Source organism: Blautia faecis, from assembly GCF_027662325.1.
GTDB classification, from domain to species: Bacteria; Bacillota; Clostridia; order Lachnospirales; family Lachnospiraceae; genus Blautia_A; species Blautia_A faecis.
The window spans coordinates 1-19,830 of sequence record NZ_JAQDKY010000045.1 but is presented as its reverse complement, the minus strand read 5'-3'; the positions used below and the strand labels follow the sequence as shown (position 1 = coordinate 19,830).

The following is a 19,830-nucleotide window of genomic DNA, read 5'->3' as shown; positions in this document are numbered from 1 at the left end:
TTTTATTCCTCCTTCATAGTTTCAAATTCTTTATCCGCAAGTTTTCCGGTTTGCATAAGACACATCAACATAACGCCGGAAGCCATTCCTCCGGCAAAGGTAAGGAAATGTGAAATCAGGTTCCACATAAGCATTCCTCCTAAAAATGGGTAAAGAAAAACGCCCACTTCAAAGTGAGCGCATCAACAGGTATCTATTTTGTTTTTGGTTTCAAGTGATCCGGCAGGACGATCTCTCCAACCGGGATTTCCCGCAGTTCCTTTTTCATCCGATGGGTGAAGCGGATCGTCTTTGCCGTACCGCCGGTTTCCCGTCCGTCATATACAGCGATCACTCGGTCGGAGTGCTCCACCATATAGCGGTTTCTGTGGGAGTAGACGCTTGGGAGATATTTTTCCTGTATGACAACAACATCCGCACAAGCCTCCAGCAGTTCACGGGTTCTTGTTTTCTTATTCAGGCTGTCCAGACGTTTGCGGTAAGGGATCACTGCGATCAGCTCCAGCGCCGGATTAGTCTGCTTCCTTTCCAACACCAGCTCTGCAAAATACTGATCCACGCCATCTGCAAAGCCACTCATAAAACAGGTAAATCCATCTGTAACGGCAGCATCGATCTCATGTTCCAAAGCGGCTTTTATTTTGTTGATCTCATTCTGCGGCAAATCCCTGTGTCCGGTAACACAGCAAGTCTTTCCTTTCATCGGTCATCCCTCCATCTGATAGGTAAATTTCTTCACTTTTCACATAGTAATAGATTTTATTTAGCAAGTCAACGATAATACCCTTTTTCTCTTTGCGGATAATAAAGGGGTGTAAGGTACAATCTATTACAGAATGGGAGGTGAAGGCGATGTATGAAGATTTTGTCCCGGAACGATTAGCGAAGCTGCGGACACAGAAAGGAGTTTCCGCACGCGATATGTCTTTATCGTTAGGTCAGGCAAACAACTACATCAATAATATTGAGAATAAAAAGTCACTTCCCGCTATGCAGTCTTTTTTCTACATCTGCGAATATCTGGGTGTGACTCCGCAGGAATTCTTTGACGAAGGAAATACTTACCCGGAAACCTTGAAGGAATTCATTGCAGAGGCAAGACAGCTTGATCCTCAATCCATGCAATATATCCTTGGTATTATGAAAGAACTCAATAGCAGAAAGTAGGCGGTCACGGTAATGGCCGCTTTTTTCGTGACTTTCTTTATTATATTTTATAATGTTCTCGAAATGTCCGCTCCCTATACCGATAAGTATTCAAAAACTGTTCCCCAAACAGCCTTTTTCTATTCGCCGGTACTGCCAAAGCTGCCGGTTCCTCGCTCTGTTCCCAGATCTGTTACAAAATCCGCAATGACAGTCGGCGTGATCACAAGCTGCCCGATACGGGCTCCCTTAAAAAGAGACTGCGCCTGATTGCTTACATTGCTGATGATCGCATGGATCTCTCCTCGGTAGCCGGAATCCACAGGCGGCAGTTCACAGACCAGACCTTTTACCGCCATACTGGTACGGGGAAAGATATATCCCGCATACCCATCCGGTATTTCCAGTCCAAAGCCAAGAGGAATTTTGGCGATTTCTCCGGGCTGTAAGGTGCAGTCATAGGGCAGATAAACATCTGCTCCGGCATCATTGCCATGAGGACGGTAAGGACGCTGGTGCTCCGGCACGCCAAAATCGATTAGTTTTATTTTCATCGGCAGCCTCCTTCCCAAAGAGCGGGATAGTCTTTTTCTAAAATATCCTCTGGCGTCATATCTGCCTGCAGTTTTCGCCCGCAGGTCATTTTCCCTTCCAGACATCGATCCAACTGACAGAAAGGCCCGGTCAGTGACGGGGCAAACAAGGCAGGGCTTAGGTCATAAAGTTCTTTCCAGACCTTTAACAGCACGATCCTTGTTTCATCTGTATTTCTTCGGCATACCCGCTGGCCGATGATATGTTTCCACTGATAAGGGGTGGCGCTGATGAGCAGTACATTCCGTAATCCCTGGGGCGTGGCATAGCCGGCCGCATCGTGCCCGCTTCCGGCAGTGCACAGGGCTTCATAACATTTCATGCTTTCATTACAACTTTTTAAGTACAGCTCCTGTACCACAGCCGGAGCCGTCATAATAGAATACGGGACAGCGAAATCCGCCTGTCCCGTATAGTTGCTGTACTGCAGCGATGCACTCATAAATTTTACTTCGTTCTGGTGGCGGGTGATCTGCGCCAGAAAACGCCTGCTGGCGCCGACAATGGCTACCGTGATCACCGCAAATTTCTGGATGGTAGGATGGGGAAGCGCCCCCATAGCTGCTACTGTCTGAACGCTGAATGATTTTTCGTAGAGCTCCATCAGGTCGTCCATTGAGGCAATCTTATGTCCCTGCTGGGTAAGTCTTGCCGCAAAGACCATGTTTTTTTCTGCTTCCGCTACCGCCTGGCAGTTCAAAATTTTTACTTCAATCTGTTTAATTGGTATGTCCCTCCTTTACAATCGCTTTCAGTAAGAACAGATAGTTAAGACTGTCTGTGATCTTTTCGTCCCATGTGTCCATCGGATAAACTGTTTCCTCGGCAAAGCACATATCGTATAGAGAAACAATATGCTTTGCCAGCATACCGGCAAGGGCACGCTGGGGCGTTGTGTGCTGTAAAGTTGCCGCTGCCTTAAATGCACCCAGCCGGTCCGGATCATCCCCGGTGTATTCTTTGGTTTTCCGTTTCAAGGTATCAGCACAGAGCCGCACCTGTTCGTCAAAAACGGCATTGACTTCATTTTGCGTAATATAGCATCCCTCCTTTGAAAACAAGAAACCGGCTATTCTAAAGCATCTTAGAATAGCCGGCAAATAAATGGATATGTAATTGTTTATAGTGTATTGATCTCTTTTTCCAGTTCCTGGACCGCTGCTATGACTGTCTCAAATGTCGGAATATCCCCATACAACATATCCTGCATAGAGTTATAGTCCGTTTCCAATGCTGCGAACCGATATTCCGGCGGGAGTAATTTTAATGTGCCCGGCACAGCCTCCGGGTACTTCGCCCATGCTCTGGGATAGAATTTCATTTTGAAATCTACAACTTTCTTCAGGAGATCCAGCCTGGAAAAAGCAGCTTCTTTGACCGGTGTTGCAGCCATGCGGTAGAGATCATAATAATGTCTGGAATACCGCTGCGGCATTTCCAAATGTTCCGGTCTGTTCGCTTCATGGTGCAGGATTGTGGCTTTTTCCCAGAAGGTCCGTTCCGGGGCAACGGTAAGGATTGCGGTTTCTTTTTGCTCAAAAATCTTCGGATAATATTTTGCCGCGTATGGTTCGATCAGCGCTGTTTTTGCAGGAGTCCACGCTGCCAGCGCACCAATCTCTAAACGGATCACCTGTAAAGTCGCCGTATTCGTAAAAAGGTGCGGATAGGCGAAAATGACCGTCTGTTTATCCTTTTCATCTATGTAGACATTTGCTTCACAACCGATTTCCTGGGATAAGCCGGCTTTGACTGCCGGGCAGAATGTTTCGGACAGAAATACCTCTGCACGCACATTGGCTTCTTTGTTAAAAGCATCCTGTTTTGTATTGGAACGTTTCTCCCATGGTTCATCTTTGCCATATCCCAATACACGCCAGTCCAGAATCAAATCAATATCTTCTGAAAACCGGCTGATCAGGTGAAAGGCTTTTGAAAGGCTGGTACCTCCCTTAAAGGTGATGGACTCTTTCCATGGTGAGCGGTGAAATAAATAATCCAGCGTAAAACATACCCAAAAGTCTTTTTCCACGATGGCATCATTCAGCCCCATTTTATCTGCTGTATTTCTGAACAGCTCCCTGCGGTCGTTATCTGAAAGTCTTGCTATATTTCTCATTGTACCTTTTCACCTCCACAAATCTGCCGTATCGTATCGTAAACCCAATCCGTAGACTCGGTTGCTTCCTTCAAACAAGCCTGTTTATCCTTGTCTGTCAGTTTTTCGGAAAGCATCTGTATGACTTCTGGCGTAACATTCGATCTGCCAAGCGTTTTTAATGCCTGTATAACCAAACTTGTCATATAGGACAATCCGGTAATCTCCTTATTGGTCCGGTGCTTAAATTCCAGCTTTGTAGAGTTCCACTCGTAGGTCTTATATGGACCATCGCTGATATAGGACCATACTGCTGTTACCTGTGTTGAAAGACCTAACAGGTTCAATGCTGTATTCCCACATGGGGCAATCGTCCAGTGATAACTTCGTGCCAATGCGTTCGCCACCGCTTCCGGGTCTGCCGCCACATATTCATCCAGAAGTTTGCTATATTTTGGTTTTTCATAAACTCCTTTCAAAATACGGCGCAATGTTCCTGATTGCACTAAACGGCTTAAACTTTGACGAATAGTGGATGTATCTGCAATATCCGCAAAATCAGACATCACAAAAACAGTTCCATCTTCAAGAGAAAGAACACGCTCTCGTATTCGTTTTGTATATCCGTTGTCCACAATACCGCCTCCCTTCATGTCACGAATATTATATATTATTCGTGACATGATTGCAATAGGTCCTATTCCTCTTATTTTGAGTGTTCCCATTAAAAATCTGATTTATACATCAAAAATCAAAAATTTTGCAAGGCAGTACAGTTTTCATATATGTCACATATTTTATATATTATTCGTGACATCAGGCAGTTGGCAGGTAGATCCAGTCGTGCATCAGGCACACGCTGGGTTCATCCTCCCTGGGAACCAGACGGTAGGTACATTCCCCATAGACCGTGCGTTTGTCCTCGATCTCCATGCCATAGGCTTTATAAAAGCGGTATTCCAGATTGGAGATAATACAGCGCAGGGTTTGCAGAGCCTCCCTTTGAGCTGATACGATCAGGTCACGGTCAATGCTGCGCTTCAAAAACAGCAGCGATTTGTAAAGCTGTACCTCTGTGCGGTAAGGGCGGCAGTCTTTCGTTTCCAGCCATCCGCAAAAAGCGACCGGTCCGCTCTGGATCACACTGCGGTCCGGGTGATAATACTCATAGCAGTCCAGGTTTGCCGTATTCAGAAGATAGAGCATTTCCCGGACTTCATTTTCCGGCATGTCGTAAAACCGCAAAAGCGAGCGGTAAAGATGGACATAGCCGGGAATGGAAATCATGGTATTTACCATAAAATAAAATCCTCCTTGTAAACAGCAGGTGCGGGAGCTTTTGCCCCCGCACCGTCTAAAATCTATATTTCGTTATCTACTTTCACGAGTTTTCCCATGACAAGAAAGCGTCCTATGCCGCCCGGCGTACAGGTAGAAAGGGTCAGTACCTTATCGCTGCAGGTCACAGTCACATCACTTTCCACCGCAGAACGTTCCTTCATAGCTGTAAGCCAGGTAGTATAAGCACCGTCATCCTTCCAGGAAAGCTGCCAGGGAGAAGTTTTACTGCCGGATTCTTCCGGTTTTGCTGCAAATGCCGTAAAGATCTCCATGACATAACCCCCCTTCGGAGTAACGAGATACATCTGCCTGTGAGTATCAAAGTAACTTTGTTCATCGTACCGGTTCAGCAAGGCAAACATGGAACCATCCCGCATATTATGACCGTAAATGATCGTATTGCGGTCTGAAAAATCTGCCCGGTTTTCATAGTCGGCAAACAGGCAGCCAACCTTGTTATAGGTCCCGTCATAAAGATGGTTCAGGTAATACTCGTTGTTGTCGGTATGCGTCACCGGATAATTGAGCACCGTATCAGGAAGAGAAAGCCATCCGATGATGTCCGGTCCATTTTCACGGAGCGTTTCAAAGTCTACCGAAGGCAGGACAATATCGGCATCGTCCCGTTTTGGTTCTGTCGGATCGGGTGCCGACTCCGGGGAAGCTGTCTGCTCCGGTACTTCCACATATCCGGCAAGATCTCGATAGGCATCTTTACTCTCAGCATACTGGTTCAAGTCACGGAACACCAAAAAACCGCTGCCAAGAGCCACCAGAACGCAGAGTGAAAGGACAGAAACCCCGACAGCCGTTCTTTTCGGGGAAGTCCTGCTGTATTTTCCCTTTTTGAAATAATACACAGCAAATACGCTGCCACCGATCAGTACGGCTGCCAGCAGTCCGCCATACAGGAAAATATACGGATCATCCCCGGTCTGCGGTACCGGCTTTTGAGGGGTGGAAGGATTGGAGGGAACAGAAGGCTTTTCCGGGTTCTTTGGGTTATCCGGCTTTTCCGGTTTTTCATTAAAGAACTGGACTGTAGATGTCTGATCTGCCTTGATCTCCACCGTAGCGGCATCAGGAATGATGTAATCCTTGCTTGCCCGGTTTGCAACTTCTGTTACGGTATAAATACCGACACGAAGGCCCTTAACTTCAATCACGCCGGATTTTGGAGTGGTGAATGTCTCGCAGTAGGAGCCGTCCGCACTCTTAACCTCGATGGCAAAACCATCTTTGCGCCCGTCGCTGGAATCCTTTGTGATCTTTAAGTTGCCGCGGTAAGCCTCATTGGTAAACCCGTGCCCGGCTTCTCCATTTTCCACAACTGCGACCTGTCCATCTTCTGTGATGGAAAAATAGTAAGCGTTTGAGTCAGGCTGATAGCCCTCCGGCGCTTTGCTTTCTTTGATAAAGTAGCCGCCAGCCAGAAGGTTTTCCGCCGTATGATAGCCTGCATCGGTTTCTTTCAGCGTACCGATCTTTTGATCGTCAGGATCATATTCCTGGTTGGCGTTGGAATCCGCATACAGGTCGAACACTGCACCGGGCAGGAAGCGCAGGAAAGAATTCTTGTCTTTCTTATCCTCCTTTTCCACAGGGGACGGTTCCTCCACAGCTTCGGTTTTAGTTACCTGCACACTGCCGCGGATCAGGGTGTTTTCCACACGGATCTCGATATGCTGTCCGTCTGCACCGATATATACATGGTGCTGCTGCGGGCTTACCGTATAAAGGTCAGGGGCAGAGATCTCCTTGACGATCCAGTGTCCGTAAGGAATGTTCTCAAAGGAAAAACTGCCGTCTTTTCCGGTAATAGCAGTAAGCAGCGCATTTTCTTCAGTAAATTCTTCGGTATCAGGTCTAAACAGACCCATGAGCGCACCGGCAAGCGTGACATCCTCGCCGCCTTCCGGGTTTTCCCCGACTTTTACACCGTCTACACGCCCACGGAGAAGTTCATTGGAAACAGCCTCGCCTTCATTGACAAGGATCTGTACCAGGGCGGTTTCCTGACCAGCATACTCAAAGACAACCGGATATTCCTGATCCGAAAGGATATAGGCGCCGTTGGTTGTGCGTTCCTTGACATAATAGCTGCCAAAAGGCAGGTCGGAAGCGAAGGAAGCGCTGTAACCGCCGGATTCCTCAGACGAAACAGAGACCACTTCCAGAAGTCCACCTGCCGGGATTACGCTGCCATCTGCCGCCGTCAGGTCTGCGGAAGCATAAAGTCCAAAGGAAATATCCTTATATTCCTCGTTCATGCCAAGACCGAACAGGTCATCGGTCTCCATTGCCTTGAAAAGTGTGACATCCACTTTCTGGCGTTCGTCATAAAGACCGGCCGCTGTCTGTGTAACCTCTATGGTCTCACCCGCATAGGTCAGTTCCACATATTCCGGTTGAGGATTCAACACACAGCCGGAAGGCGCCTGACGTTCCTCCAGACGATAACGGCCAAGATAGAGAGACCCGCTTTTCGCTGTGCCGTCCTCGCCGGTCGTAAGTGTTTCCACAACCGTATCTTTTTCTGCCCGCAAGGTACCGTCACCGGTATAAATATCTTCATCTGCGATCACATCATAGACCGCTCCAGGAAGTCCGGCAACCTCATATACCGGTTGGTACAGTCCGTCGTTTTCCTGGACAGAAGCAAATACTTCTCCGGTCTTTGTGATGGTAAGCTGGCCTTTCTGCGGCATATTGTACTGCGTGACCGTCACAACCGCCTCGCTGCCGTCAATGGTAAACGGTACCGGCTGGTCGGAAAGCACATAGCCGTAAGGAGCAGCTACCTCATAAAGTTCATAATCCCCGGCGGCCAAAGGCTCCGGCAGCATCAGCCAGCCCTCGTCAGAAACATAGAAGGTATTCAGTGTTTCCGGGTTCGGATAGTAGACGGTCTGGGTGATAAATTCCCCGGTGGAAAGATCCTTGATCTGAAAACCGGTTCCGGTCACAGGGATAATCTTTCCGGTCTCTGCGTCACATTTTTCAACTTTCAGACGGGCTGTGATGGTGCGGTTGTTCAGGATATAGCTGTAAGTCTTTCCGTCAGAGGAAATGAATACCGTAAAGTCCGGGACAAAGGCTTTGCCTTCCTCGCCTGCGATTTGATGGACCGTATAATGCCCATACGGAAGCGGTTTACTGGAAGCAAAACCATCCGCATCCGTGGTAAGAAGGTCGCGTTCACTTTCCTTTGCCGCGTCATAGCTTCCGGCTGCCTTTAAGTAAATTTCAAAGACTGCGCCTGCTTCCGGGCGTTCGATGATACCGGCATTGGGATCGTCGGTATTTTCGCCCTCAGGCACATCCGGGTCCAGGTCATCGGTGTGCTTGACAAGCTGGATATTTCCGTAAATAACCGTTTCCGTCACCTGATTTTCTGTGGTATTGAGTTCCACTTCATACAGGGAAGGGGATGCACCCACTTCATAAACGGTTTCATTCAGAAGATACCCGGTGCTCGGTTCGATCTCCCGGATCGTCCAGTTATCCCCGCACACATAATAGCGAGTCATAAAGCTGCCATCCGGCCCGGTAGTATAAGTGTCGATCAGTTCGCCATCACGGAAGATCCCATAGGTCGCCCCTGCAAGCGTGGCGTCCCCCTGGGCATTTCCGGTATCAGCGTCGCTCTTTACCACATGGACGCGGAACTTCTTCAGGATATTGCTGAAATGTACCGAAGAAGTTTGCCCGCTTTCAATGGTCACGTACTGTGCGGAAGGGGTCACATAGCGGTCCACCGGCAGCTCTTTTACCAGATAGGTTCCCGGCAGGAGCTTCTTTTCAATCTGGCCGTTTTCTCCGGTCGTGACTTCCTCATTGACTTCATTTCCCAAAATGTCCGTACCGGAAATATGGAAGGTGATACCGGAAACAATGCCGTCCTCACTGGTCTTGACAAGTTTTGCAGTACCGTAAGTTTCCGTTTTGATCTTTACAAAGAAGGAAACCGGATCGCTGGCGCCGGTCATCATGGTCTGGTAGCCTGGTCTGCCCCAGATCAGCATGTCATTTGCCACCGGGATATTCTTTCGGAATTCAAACAGCACCGGGTCCATCATCATCTGCCTGCTGGTAAAGGTGTATTCATTTCCGTTTCTTGTCACAGAAACGCCGCTGCCTTTCAAAGCCTCCAGGTCGATCTTCAAGTTGTTGGTATCTGTGACCGTCAGGGTATAGACCTTTTTTTCTACATCCCATTTCAGTTCCAGTTCCGGTGCTTCGCTTTTCTTAGAAGAAGTAAAGGAAGGGACTGTGGAATGGGAAGCGACCTGTGCCAGAATCCAGTCATAGGCTTTTTCAGCCGGTCGTCCGGCGATCACGCTGAAATACTGGTCACCATCTGCGTGGCCGTTTCCGTGGCGGTTGTACGGATCGCTTCTAAGCTGCTGCTGGTATTCCCAAAGGATGATCTGGGTCGCCATCTTATAGTCATCCTCGTTGATCCCGGAAACAGGGAGCGTCGCACCGGGTTTCCAGCCATAGATCGCAGTCAGGGTGATCCCCCTCCTTGCCTCGGCAGGAAGCAGGTTCAGGTATTGGCTGTTGGTCCCGCTTTCTGAAACATAGGTGTTTTCCGAAGTATGGTAAGGAATCCCGCTCTCCACACAGTAAACCTGATGGCTGATCCCGTCAGAATCCGTCAGCATATAGTGCCGGTAAGCATTGCCCCCGGAACTGGTGTGTACGTCGATGGTTCCGTCTGCATGGTAGGCAAGATAGGTGTAAGGTGCCGGGGCGCGGTAGTGGTTTCCATCAGAGCCCACATACTGGTCGCCCAGCCAGGAGCTTGCCGTTTGTCCGACAGACATGGCAAAAGCCTGAGCCGGAAGAAGCCCCAAAATGCTTGCCATACAAAGCAAAAACGCCAACAGCTTGCGAAAGCCGCGGCGCCTGGTTATGATATGTTCCATGAAAAAATCCTCACTTTCATAAAATCTAAAAGGACAGCCTTATTTGCTGTCCTTGTCGTCAAAATCATCCTCGGAAAGATATTCCGGTTCCCCGTATGCCTCATCCGGGTCAAAGCCTTCTCCATAACCGTCATCCTCAAATTCCGCATCGTCCTCGGCCTGCTGTTTCGGACGCACGATTTTTACATAGTAACCGATCCCGCCGACCGCAAGTAAGGCAGCAAGGATAAACAGGATCGTGCCGACACTGCCGGTCTCTTTCTTCGGCTTTTCCGGTTCAGCCGGTTTTTCGGTTTCCGTCGGCTTTTCTTTTCCTTTGCAGCCACTCAAGTCATTTTTGCAGACCGGACAGCCGGTATTGACTTTTCCTGCCTCACATTTTTCGGTGCAGTTGCAGCTTTCTTCCTGGGGAATCATGCTCATGCTGCCATTGTTCTTTTCTGCAAGCGCCATCAGGTCGGACTCTGTGACGCCGTTTAAGAAGTAGACATTGTTATCTTCCCGTTTCCCGTCGATCACCAGATAAAAGACATTGCCCGCGTCCGTAGTGATGGTGTAAAACTGTTTTTCCCCATCCGTACCGCTGATGTTGTCCTGTACCGTTCCGGTGCCTTCCGGGGTAAATGCACCTTCCGGGATCGCAGAAGTATTTTCCTGCTGTCCGGTACTGTTATCTGAACCGGAAGAATTTCCGCCGCCGGAAGGGGTTGCAGCGTTTGAGCCGGAAGGTTTTTCTTCCTTAGGCGGTTTTGTCTGTGTACCGGACGGACTCTGGGGTGCTGCCGCAGCAGGTTTCTTTTCAGGAGCCGGTTCTTTGTAATACGGATTATCCAGCTTTACCACATCAGAACGGTTGCCGGCATAATCTTTTGCGTATATGCTTACCTGTTTTTCTGTTCCTGCATAATCTTTTAGTGCAACCGACGCTTTCCCATCGGTGAGGGAGTTGATACGGTTTTCATCAACAAAGACCGCCTCCACGCCGGATAGATCGTCACTGCTTTCTATTTTCAGGGCATCGCCCTCCAGGGAAGCAGTCAGCGTTGGCGGTGTGGTGTCTTTGGAACCGCCGGCATGAGCCGTTACAGGTAATGCGCTGACACTTACAAGAAGCGTAAGCGCCAGCAGCAGGGAAAGTTTTTTAAGCCTCATGCACATCCTCCTTCTCCTGCGGTAAAACAGTTTCCGAAGGGGCTGCCTGCTGTGATTTCAAAAAATCCGCAAGCTGCTGGGGCGTCAGTTTGAAACTGCGCGCCACCGCCACATAATCGGTATTTTCCAGTTCTGTTTTCTGTTCCTCCAGCTTATGGAGCTTTGCCTGCATTTCCGCAATCTTTGTTTTGGTCTTTTCAATTTCCTTTTCCAGTTTTTCAATTTTAGGATTCAATTTATTACCTCCAATCTGTTAAGGCAGACGCCCAAATGTATAAAAATGCTGCTGCCAGTAGCTTGTATTGATGTTTGCATAAGAAATCGGGTCTCCACAGTGGATCATCATTCCATTTCCCACATAGATCCCTACATGGCTTGCGCCGCTGGTGTTGTAGGTCCCCTGGAAGAAGATCAGGTCGCCCGGTTTTGCATCCGCACTTGATACCGGCGTACATACACCTAAAAGACCATCCGCGGTCAGCCTTCCGAAATTCCAGCCAACGCCGCAGTTGTTGATCACCCAGGACACATAGCCGGAACAGTCAAAGGAAGTGGAAGGGCTTGCGCCTCCCCATACATACGGATAGCCAAGATATTTTTCCGCCTCGGCCATCATTGCGGCAAACTGTTCATCCGCAAGGGCTTCCGGTGGAATGTCATAATCGAAGTAGTTTCCTGTGCCGCCTGAACCAACTTCCGGCAGGTGCCGTTCGCTGGTATCGCCGGTATCGGCAAAATACAGGGGATTCAAATACTGGCCGTCAACCAGGACTTCTAAGTGCAGGTGGGCCCCGGTAGAATTTCCGGTATTCCCGACCTTTGCAATCACATCCCCGGCTTTGACCTCCTGCCCGGCAGAAACAAGGATCTGGGAACAGTGCCCGTATTTGGTCGTCAGGGTATGTCCTTCGTATGCCTCGCCTTCAATAGCGACACACAAGCCATAACCGCCGACATTTCCCGCAAGGGTGACCGTTCCGTCATGCCCGGCAAGGATCTCTGTGCCCTCCGGCATCCCGATGTCCACACCGGTGTGATAGTTCTTTTCCCCACTGATGGGATGTACCCGGTAGCCGTAATAACTGGTCACATAAGGGAGCCAGTTGGTGCCAAAGACATTTTTGACATACTGGCGGTTTCCTTTTGTCTGCAGCAGGATCTCGCAGATCTCTTTCTGGTCTGCGTTCATCCGGGAAACGACCAGGTTTTCTAGAGGTGTGACTGTGAGCTTGACATTTAAGATGCGCCATTCATAAGGCACTTCCTCCTGGGTTTCTTCCCCGGTTTCCGGATCAACGGAAGTTTCGGTGCGGTAACGGATCTCGGTTTCTTCTGAAAAGGACAGGGTATATTGTTCCTGGAAAAGCTGCCGCAGCACGCTTTCCACTTCATCGTAAGTAAATCCCTGATAAGCAGAAGTCAGATACCCCATCAGCACATACGGGTCATGCTCGATTGCGCCCAGGTTATACTGGTATTCGTCATAGCCGGGGCGGTCTGATTCCACCCGGTCTATTTCCATTTGCAGATCCGTTTCCCATTCGGTATAGGTAAGCTCCGCCTGGTTGATGTCCTGATCATCTGCAAGATAGGTAGAAGCAGCCAGACTTCCCAAACCGCCGGTCCCGATATTGGAGAACGTGGAAAACAGGGATGTGATCAGGAAAATTACCAAAAGGAGAAGCAGGAGGACAAGGCAGATTACAGGGTGCCGTTTGACCGCATGGACAATACCGACGCTGACCCTCTCTGTTGTGACTGCGGCATTTTTTGCCTGTTTCCCGGCTTCACGGGCAGCCTTGGCATACTGCCTTTTCAGTTTTTGTTTCTGCCATATCCGGGCAATCGCATGTTTCTTCAGCTCCGGGTGGTCGCTAAGAGCCTGCCGGTAAGCAAGTCTTGCGTTGGCCTTTGCTGATTTTTGCTGTAATTTCGCTGCCTTTCGGTAGGGGGCAGTTTTATGCCGGTGATATGCCGTGCGAAGCCCTGCCTCGCCCACAAGTTCAGAGCGGTGGGATGCCTTGATCCCCACATTTTCATCCTCTGCCTCATAAATCTTTTTATGGGCGTAACCAATGGCAGTATTGGCGCCCGCCTTGACCGGACGCAGTGGTACAGGCCCTTTTACATGGGCCTTTTGTGATTTGACCTCCTTTTCAAATTTTAAGTGTTTTTTGGCTTTTCCGGTCTCCGGGTCGGAAACCGTCTCCATGCGCAGTTTCTTCCGGGCCGGCAGACGATTTTGTGCCTGCTCTGCTTTTTGTGCAGTACGTTCGGCCTTCCGCCTTGCATGGGTGAGCTTTTTATCCTCTGTCTGCGGCGGCAGTTCATCCGCAGTAAATTCCAGCTTGGATGTTTTTGGCGGTTCGCTATCCACACCCTTTTCCTTCTGCGCTGCCTGTTCCTCCGCCTGTGCCGCTTCCTGAAAACGCTGTTGATATTTGTTCCCATGCTGATGTGTCCGGTAACGGTGTTCCTGACTGGATCTGTCTGTGCTGTCCGGTGTGGCTGAGCCTTCGGAAGAAGGAGCATATTTTCCGGTATCATGGTCTGTCGCATTCTCTGTTACAAGAAAACGTCTGGAAGCCTCCTGCCGGAAATTGCTTCGCACGTTGTCCTGTATCGGGGGCGCTGTCCTGGCAGCATCCGGTGTCTCAAAGTGTTCCGAAAAACCATCCAAAGCGGTTGCATACGCTTCGCCCTGTTCCAACAAGGACTCCGGTGTTTCCGGTGACAGATGGGAAAATTCCGTCTGTACAGGGATGTCCTGCCTGTGTGTCTTGCCGTTGACAGAAGAAGGGGTGTCCCGTGCCCTGCGCAGGTCAAAATCCTGTTCGGTCTGCCTGGCTGCCGGCTGATCCTCCCCGTGGGAATCACGCACCGGCATCCGGGTATCTTTACGCTTCCTTTGAAATTCCCTGTCGTGTGCCATTGTTCTCACCTCCGATCCATTTTAATTTTTGCCTCATGCTTTGGTCCCCGCCACTTCATCCGGTCTTGTGGTAAGCACGCTGTACAAGAGTGTGTCCTTCGGGAAGTGGTCCACAAAGGGGATGATCACATTTCCAAAGAACAAAAGCCCCTCGCCGGGACCGGAATGGGTCACATACGAAAGTTGGTGCGGGGAGATCCCCAACTGCTTTGCCAAAATCTGACGGTCTCCCTGGGCCTGGTTGAGCATATAGATAAAGTCCGAGTTCTCAAAAATATTTTCGATCTCACGGGAAGCCAGAAGGTCCTTGACATTCTGCGTTAAACCTGATGGGATTCCGCCCCATTTACGGAAGCGTTTCCAGATCTCCACGCTGAAACTTCCTGTCTGCCCTTTCAAAAGAAGATGGAATTCGTCGATATAGAACCAGGTTGTTTTATGTTTGGAGCGATTGGCCGTGACACGGTTCCACACCGCATCCTGCATGATCAAAAGCCCGATTTCCTTTAAGGCTTTTCCCAGTGACTTAAGCTGGAAACACAGTACCCGGTGTTGATCCATCTGGATATTGGAACGGTGGTTGAACACGTTAAGGGAACCATTGACATAGATTTCCAGTGCCGTTGCGATATTCTGTGCTTCCGGTTCAGACTGTTTCAAAAGCAGCTCGTAAAGATCGCCTAAGATCGGCATATTTTCCGGGCATGGGTTCTGCAGGTATTCCCGGTACACCAGTCTGGTACAACGGTCGATGATCGTCCTTTCAATAGGGGAAAGCCCTTCTTTGCCGCCGATGATAAGGTCGCACAGCGACAGGATAAAATCACTTTTCAAAGTAATTGGGTTTTCATCATCGGAATAGTCCAGATTGATGTCCATCGGGTTGATGTAGTTCGTGGAAGTAGGAGAAATATCAATGACCTGCCCCTGGGAACCGAACTGCTGTACCAGCGGCCCATACTCATTTTCCGGGTCAGCGATAATGATGTCGTCCTCCGTCAGAAGAAACACATTGACGATCTCACGCTTGGCAGAGAAAGATTTACCGCTTCCTGGGGTACCGAGAAACAGCCCATTGGGATTTTTCAGCGTTTTTCTGTTCGCCATGATCAGGTTATTGGAAAGGGCGTTCAGACCGTAATACAACGCCTCGCCCTCCTGGAACAATTCACAGGTGGTAAACGGTACAAAGATCGCTGTGCTGCTGGTCGTAAGCCCGCGCTCAATTTCAATCTGGTTCGTGCCAAGAGCAAGCGAGGACATAAGCCCCTGTTCCTGTTGGTAATCCAGCCGTTTTAAGGCACAGTTGTATTTCTGTGCCACACCCGAAGCGGCAAAAATATCATTAAACAGCTTCTGACGTTTGGCAGCGATATTTTCCACCAGTACCGTCACAAGGAACATGCGCTCATTGCGGCTCTGTAAATCCTGCAAAAGATTTTTGGCTTCCTCTCCATAGGTGGCAAGGTCGGTGGGAATGATGTCCATGTCATACCCGGATCGGACCGCTTTCTTTTGTTCCTCAATGGTCATTTTCTGCAGGTCCGACATTTTACGCTTGATGTTTCGGATCGCCTGCGCCTGGTCGATAGACTGGATATGCAGGTTGACGGTCACGGCGTCGTTTAAGTCAAGAAGATCCGCTAAAAGCCGGTCGGTAAGCTCCGGCGCCAAAATCTGCAAAAAGGAGACAGCACCGGAATGGTCGCCTACCCGGAATGTCTTTCCATCCTTTGAAAAAGACAGCCCGGATGGGGAAATGAAGTCTTTGGTAGAAAGACCAGTCTTAGGCAGATCCGACCACTGGAAATGAAACTTTTCCTGACCGTCCGGGTGAAGCTGGCTGTGAAGAAGTTCCAGACGTTCCAGTCCGTTTAAGGATCTCGCCTGAACTCCCAGGGTCTTGAAATTTGCCAGCACATCCGTTTCAATGCGTTCCAGACGCATTTTCGCAGTACGCAGGTCATCTGCCTCGATTCCAAAGGTAATGTATTTGCGTTTGGTGAGACCGTTATTTCCTTTCTGCAACTGGTTCTTTAACATATCCCCGTATTCCCTGCGGATTCCGTCATACTCGTCGCCGCGGGGAGGGATGTCAATGCTTCTGGTAAAATCCTGCATATTGGCCCGCTGGTTGATAAAGGTAAGCTGCACATGGATCGAGGCATCGAAGTAATTTAAGAAATCGCAGTAACCCTCGAAGATCTGTGCTTTATCATCTGCCTGTGCAAGCTGATAGTTAATATCAAAAAACTGCACCGTTTTGGTGTAAAGGGTATCAGTCAGCCGGCAGATCCCATCCCGGTACATTTCACGGTAGGGGATGCTCTGCTGGACCGTCTGCGGGGCATCTGCTTTCAGCCCGGCAAAAAAGCCGCCTTTTTTAGACGGCTTGGAACGGGCAGACTTAGTTTTGCCCTGCTTTGCATCGGCTCTGGTCTTTTTGGCCTGCCTGATATTTTTTTGCAGACGCTTTTCCTGAGCTTCCTGCTGCTTGTTTTTTGGCAATCTTTGTAACCTCCTTCTTTGACATAGATTTATACAGGTTATCCGTCCTGTATGGACGGTCCTTCGGCCAGAGCTTATAACGGAGCCGGTTCTTCAAGATCTTTTCTGCCGGCTGCCCGTCACGCTCATACATGGCGAAGAAGAAAAAGGGCATCATCAGCCCGATCATCAAAAGTACAGCCGCCGAATTGCCGATCGCCCCGCGGGTAAAGAAATACACCGGAAGGCCGACAAGTCCGGCAAGGCTGAAACAAATAAGCTGGCGCTTCGTCAGATTGAAGGCCAGCTTAGTCTTAACTTTGGTTAAATCCTTTGGTACAGGTACATAAGGCATCTATACACCTCCCATCGTAATATAATTTCCGGCCCATTACCGTGCACCGAAATCGCGTACCGGTTTCTCCGCAGCCGGACATTCCCGCACTTCCTGAGCCGCATTTTGCAGCCGTGCCAGGACAGAAACAGCCGGCTCTCTCTGACACAGGTATTCCTGGCTGTCTCGGATTCCGGCAATATTTTCCCGAATATCCATATCCACGTCGAACACATCTGAAACCGGCATAAGCCAACGGTCTGCAAAGTATTTCAAAGGATTCTCAAGCGCCAGCACATCATCCAGCATTTCATCCCTGAACTCAAACTTTGTTGTCAGATAGGAATACGCCTCCTGCATGGCTGTAATTTCAGCAGCTTTTTCAATTAAGGATTCCTTATCTCTTGACATAAGGCTTTCCCTGTAAGCAAAGTAATTCTGTCCCAGCCGTTTCATCAGGAGCGTATATTTGTCCTGTGCGGAAGGTTCGCTTGTGAAATGTTCAAATTTTTGCTCTGCATCAATTTCTTTGAGAAGATCGCAGATCGGGAAACTGTGTTCATGGTTATTTTCTTCCCAGCACCATCGGGCTACATCCAACGGGTCCTGAAAAGAAAGAAGTGCCTCTACTTCCGCCGGAGTAAATACATGCTCAACCTTCAGATAATAGTGGAGTTCCGAAAATCCCTGCAACTCGTAAATGCTGCCGATGTTCTGTGCATCCAGCATATCCGCATGAACCTTCAAACACTCGTCCAGCCGTTCCATAAGCAGCCGCTTTGCATCTTGTTCTATCAAAATCACCCCTTTCGCTCCGGCATAGTCAGCGTACAGTTCACTTCATTGCCCCATACATCCCAGCCGGGAGTCTTTTGTCTTGCAAACAGTTCCACTCTGGGCTGATCGCCCATGAGTTTTACGATCTTATCCCGCACCTCGTCCGGTTTCTTGCTGTGCTGCTCAATATGGGAGATCACAAACTGATGGATTCCCGCACACTGGCGTTTCGGACGGCCTCTGGTTGCCAGCAGGCAGACCTCCGCGTTTGAGCGGGTCCAAAAGCCCATGCCATAAAACCAGCTATCCGCTTTCCGGTTCTGTTTGAGCCATAGAAAAGCTAGCGTTTTATATTTGAACCCCCAGGCGTCGATCACCCGGAAGGCTTCATTAAGCTGCGGAAAGGTTGCCCACAGAAAGAGGGCGCTGTCTTTTGCGGCAAGTTCCGATACCGGCAGGGCACAGATTTCTTCAATGCTCATTGTGGGGTAATGGTTTTCCGCAACGCCGCTTCCATGTTTCCTGTCATAATGCCAGGGCGGATCGGCATAGATAATGCCGTACTGTTTCGTTTCCGGCATTAGCGAGCCTGCTCATTCTTAGATGGGGCAGGTTTAGTCGGCTGTTCTTTGACCTTACCGGCATTTTCCTTCAATGTACCGGTCAGGGAAGGTTTTTCCGCAGCTCCCTTTGTCGCTTCAAGAGTCGCCTGCAAATTTTCAATAGCCTGGCCGTACCCATCAATGAGAGCATCGTTGAGCTGCTTGCGGAACTCTGCCGTAACCGGCCAGCAGACATCTTTCCAGTTGCCGCCCTTATCCTGGGTTGCGGGCATATTGACATACAGCCCCTTTTCACTGGAACAGATACGGAAACCGTCAATCTTAAAGCATCCGCCAATCGTAACATTGGCAAACGCCAGCAGGTTTCCCATTGGAGCAATCGGACGCACGCGGACATCCAGCTTCATGCCGTTTGCCATTTCCGGCGTCTGTGTTTCCGGCGCCATTTTTTCTGTATTGGTTTTACTCATATATAAAATCCTCCTTTTTAGAATTGGTTTTGTTCATGCTATCTTGCATTAAATATGGATTTGGATAACGAACCTGTCTTAAACAGGGCAAAAGCCAGCAGTACCGTATAACCCGCCGTTCCCCAGATCGCGCCGTGCACGTCGCCGGACGATGGGATAGACTGGACCAGCACTGCATAAATGGCAACACAGATCAGGATCAAAAAACCCTGAAAACCCAGGGCAAAAAGGGAACGCAGATACCCGGTTCCCATTTGTCCCCATTCCCGGTTTGCCATTGTGGAAAACGGGATCGGTGCAAGGCTCACGGTTAAATAAATCTCGATCATACGGCCATATACAATGACAAAGATCACGATGGACAGTACCCACATACACAGATTGATGATGTTGGTTTCCAGCCACAATCCAATCAGTTCCCACATTCCCATTGCTTCAAGCTGGGTTTCCAGGTCAGACAATGCCGCCTGCACATCCAGGTTCCCGTTTATGACACCGGCACTTTGCGACACCACATTTTGGGCCACATCAAAGACCGCCATCACAATCGTAAAACAGTTGGTGAGCAGGTAAGTGGCAACAAAAGTCTTGAAAATCCACTTGAAGATGTTGAATGTATCGAATTCGTGCATGTTGTTCTTTTCGAGAATCATCTGGATCAGTTCATACACCAGAACAAAGGTAAGGATCATGCCCGCAATGGGAATGACGACGGTTTCCGAAAGATTCTGGATCATGGAAAACACGCCGCCATTCCAGCCCTGCGGGGTCTGTCCTACCTGATTTGCCACATCCGCAACCTGGTTGTTGACGGAGTTGAAAATACTGGTGTACTGTCCGGTGATCGCATCGATCAGGCCCTCTTTAATCCAGTCTGTTATCCATTCAAACAGACTGCCCATAAGTCAGCCCTTAACCGAACAGGCCGGAAAGCAGCGGGATCAGCGTTGCACCAACCAGAGCGATACCTCCGCCTGCCATAAGCTGTTTTATCCCCAATTAGGT

At 49.3% G+C, this 19,830-nt stretch carries 19 protein-coding genes and 1 pseudogene; 1 reads left to right on the top strand and 19 read right to left on the bottom strand.

Going from position 1 to position 19,830, the window contains the following annotated elements:
- Positions 1-2: 2 nt before the first annotated feature.
- Positions 3-128 (bottom strand): DUF3789 domain-containing protein, encoded by a 126-nt coding sequence (locus PGQ38_RS16525; protein WP_081017347.1) that lies wholly within the window; start codon positions 126-128, stop codon positions 3-5.
- A gap of 65 nt (positions 129-193) precedes the next feature.
- On the bottom strand, positions 194-703 hold the full coding sequence (locus PGQ38_RS16520) for an SLOG family protein (RefSeq protein ID WP_055158503.1): 510 nt from the start codon (positions 701-703) through the stop codon (positions 194-196).
- Positions 704-852: 149 nt separating this feature from the next.
- Here PGQ38_RS16520 and PGQ38_RS16515 point away from each other — a divergent pair, with 149 nt between their 5' ends.
- Positions 853-1,167 carry a helix-turn-helix domain-containing protein gene (locus PGQ38_RS16515; protein ID WP_005361112.1) on the top strand — a complete coding sequence of 105 codons (315 nt, stop codon included), beginning with the start codon at positions 853-855 and terminating at the stop codon, positions 1,165-1,167.
- Positions 1,168-1,286: 119 nt separating this feature from the next.
- Here the strand turns inward: PGQ38_RS16515 and PGQ38_RS16510 are convergent, their stop codons facing one another.
- The 17 genes and pseudogenes from PGQ38_RS16510 to PGQ38_RS16430 form a co-directional block, all read right to left on the bottom strand.
- Positions 1,287-1,700, bottom strand: coding sequence for a dUTP diphosphatase (locus tag PGQ38_RS16510; protein WP_055158506.1), 414 nt, complete (start codon positions 1,698-1,700; stop codon positions 1,287-1,289).
- On the bottom strand, positions 1,697-2,464 hold the full coding sequence (locus PGQ38_RS16505; RefSeq protein ID WP_222847488.1) for an FAD-dependent thymidylate synthase: 768 nt from the start codon (positions 2,462-2,464) through the stop codon (positions 1,697-1,699). Before PGQ38_RS16505 ends, PGQ38_RS16510 begins: the two co-directional genes overlap by 4 nt.
- Entirely contained in the window at positions 2,460-2,777 is a 318-nt protein-coding gene (locus PGQ38_RS16500) for a hypothetical protein (RefSeq protein ID WP_055158538.1), read from the bottom strand. Before PGQ38_RS16500 ends, PGQ38_RS16505 begins: the two co-directional genes overlap by 5 nt.
- An 83-nt stretch (positions 2,778-2,860) precedes the next feature.
- Positions 2,861-3,859, bottom strand: coding sequence for a nucleotidyl transferase AbiEii/AbiGii toxin family protein (locus PGQ38_RS16495; RefSeq protein WP_055158508.1), 999 nt, complete (start codon positions 3,857-3,859; stop codon positions 2,861-2,863).
- A complete protein-coding gene (locus PGQ38_RS16490) occupies positions 3,856-4,473 on the bottom strand; it encodes a DUF6088 family protein (RefSeq protein WP_055158509.1) in 618 nt (205 codons plus the stop codon). The genes PGQ38_RS16495 and PGQ38_RS16490 overlap by 4 nt, the downstream gene beginning before the upstream one ends.
- Before the next feature lie 181 nt (positions 4,474-4,654).
- Positions 4,655-5,137, bottom strand: a complete 483-nt coding sequence (locus tag PGQ38_RS16485; protein WP_015542949.1) for a hypothetical protein — start codon at positions 5,135-5,137, stop codon at positions 4,655-4,657.
- Positions 5,138-5,199: 62 nt separating this feature from the next.
- Positions 5,200-10,110 carry a class B sortase gene (srtB, locus tag PGQ38_RS16480; RefSeq protein ID WP_270432690.1) on the bottom strand — a complete coding sequence of 1,637 codons (4,911 nt, stop codon included), beginning with the start codon at positions 10,108-10,110 and terminating at the stop codon, positions 5,200-5,202.
- Positions 10,111-10,149: 39 nt separating this feature from the next.
- Positions 10,150-11,262 carry a DUF4366 domain-containing protein gene (locus PGQ38_RS16475; protein ID WP_055158513.1) on the bottom strand — a complete coding sequence of 371 codons (1,113 nt, stop codon included), beginning with the start codon at positions 11,260-11,262 and terminating at the stop codon, positions 10,150-10,152.
- Entirely contained in the window at positions 11,252-11,497 is a 246-nt protein-coding gene (locus tag PGQ38_RS16470; protein WP_025577937.1) for a DUF4315 family protein, read from the bottom strand. Before PGQ38_RS16470 ends, PGQ38_RS16475 begins: the two co-directional genes overlap by 11 nt.
- A gap of 18 nt (positions 11,498-11,515) precedes the next feature.
- Positions 11,516-14,194, bottom strand: coding sequence for a CD1108 family mobile element protein (locus PGQ38_RS16465; RefSeq protein ID WP_118375179.1), 2,679 nt, complete (start codon positions 14,192-14,194; stop codon positions 11,516-11,518).
- Between the two features lie 33 nt (positions 14,195-14,227).
- A complete protein-coding gene (locus PGQ38_RS16460) occupies positions 14,228-16,663 on the bottom strand; it encodes a VirB4-like conjugal transfer ATPase, CD1110 family (protein WP_373130278.1) in 2,436 nt (811 codons plus the stop codon).
- Positions 16,602-17,036, bottom strand: a complete 435-nt coding sequence (locus PGQ38_RS16455; protein WP_005361092.1) for a PrgI family protein — start codon at positions 17,034-17,036, stop codon at positions 16,602-16,604. The genes PGQ38_RS16460 and PGQ38_RS16455 overlap by 62 nt, the downstream gene beginning before the upstream one ends.
- A gap of 36 nt (positions 17,037-17,072) precedes the next feature.
- Positions 17,073-17,813 carry a hypothetical protein gene (locus tag PGQ38_RS16450; protein WP_235695189.1) on the bottom strand — a complete coding sequence of 247 codons (741 nt, stop codon included), beginning with the start codon at positions 17,811-17,813 and terminating at the stop codon, positions 17,073-17,075.
- Positions 17,814-17,815: 2 nt separating this feature from the next.
- Positions 17,816-18,373 (bottom strand): MT-A70 family methyltransferase, encoded by a 558-nt coding sequence (locus PGQ38_RS16445; RefSeq protein ID WP_005361089.1) that lies wholly within the window; start codon positions 18,371-18,373, stop codon positions 17,816-17,818.
- Positions 18,373-18,825 (bottom strand): SpoVG family protein, encoded by a 453-nt coding sequence (locus PGQ38_RS16440; RefSeq protein WP_005361086.1) that lies wholly within the window; start codon positions 18,823-18,825, stop codon positions 18,373-18,375. The genes PGQ38_RS16445 and PGQ38_RS16440 overlap by 1 nt, the downstream gene beginning before the upstream one ends.
- A gap of 38 nt (positions 18,826-18,863) precedes the next feature.
- Complete coding sequence (locus PGQ38_RS16435) at positions 18,864-19,727, bottom strand: VirB6/TrbL-like conjugal transfer protein, CD1112 family (protein WP_005361084.1); 864 nt, start codon at positions 19,725-19,727, stop codon at positions 18,864-18,866.
- Positions 19,728-19,737: 10 nt separating this feature from the next.
- Positions 19,738-19,821 (bottom strand): annotated as a pseudogene (locus PGQ38_RS16430) (Maff2 family mobile element protein); the annotation flags it as partial.
- Positions 19,822-19,830 lie beyond the last annotated feature (9 nt).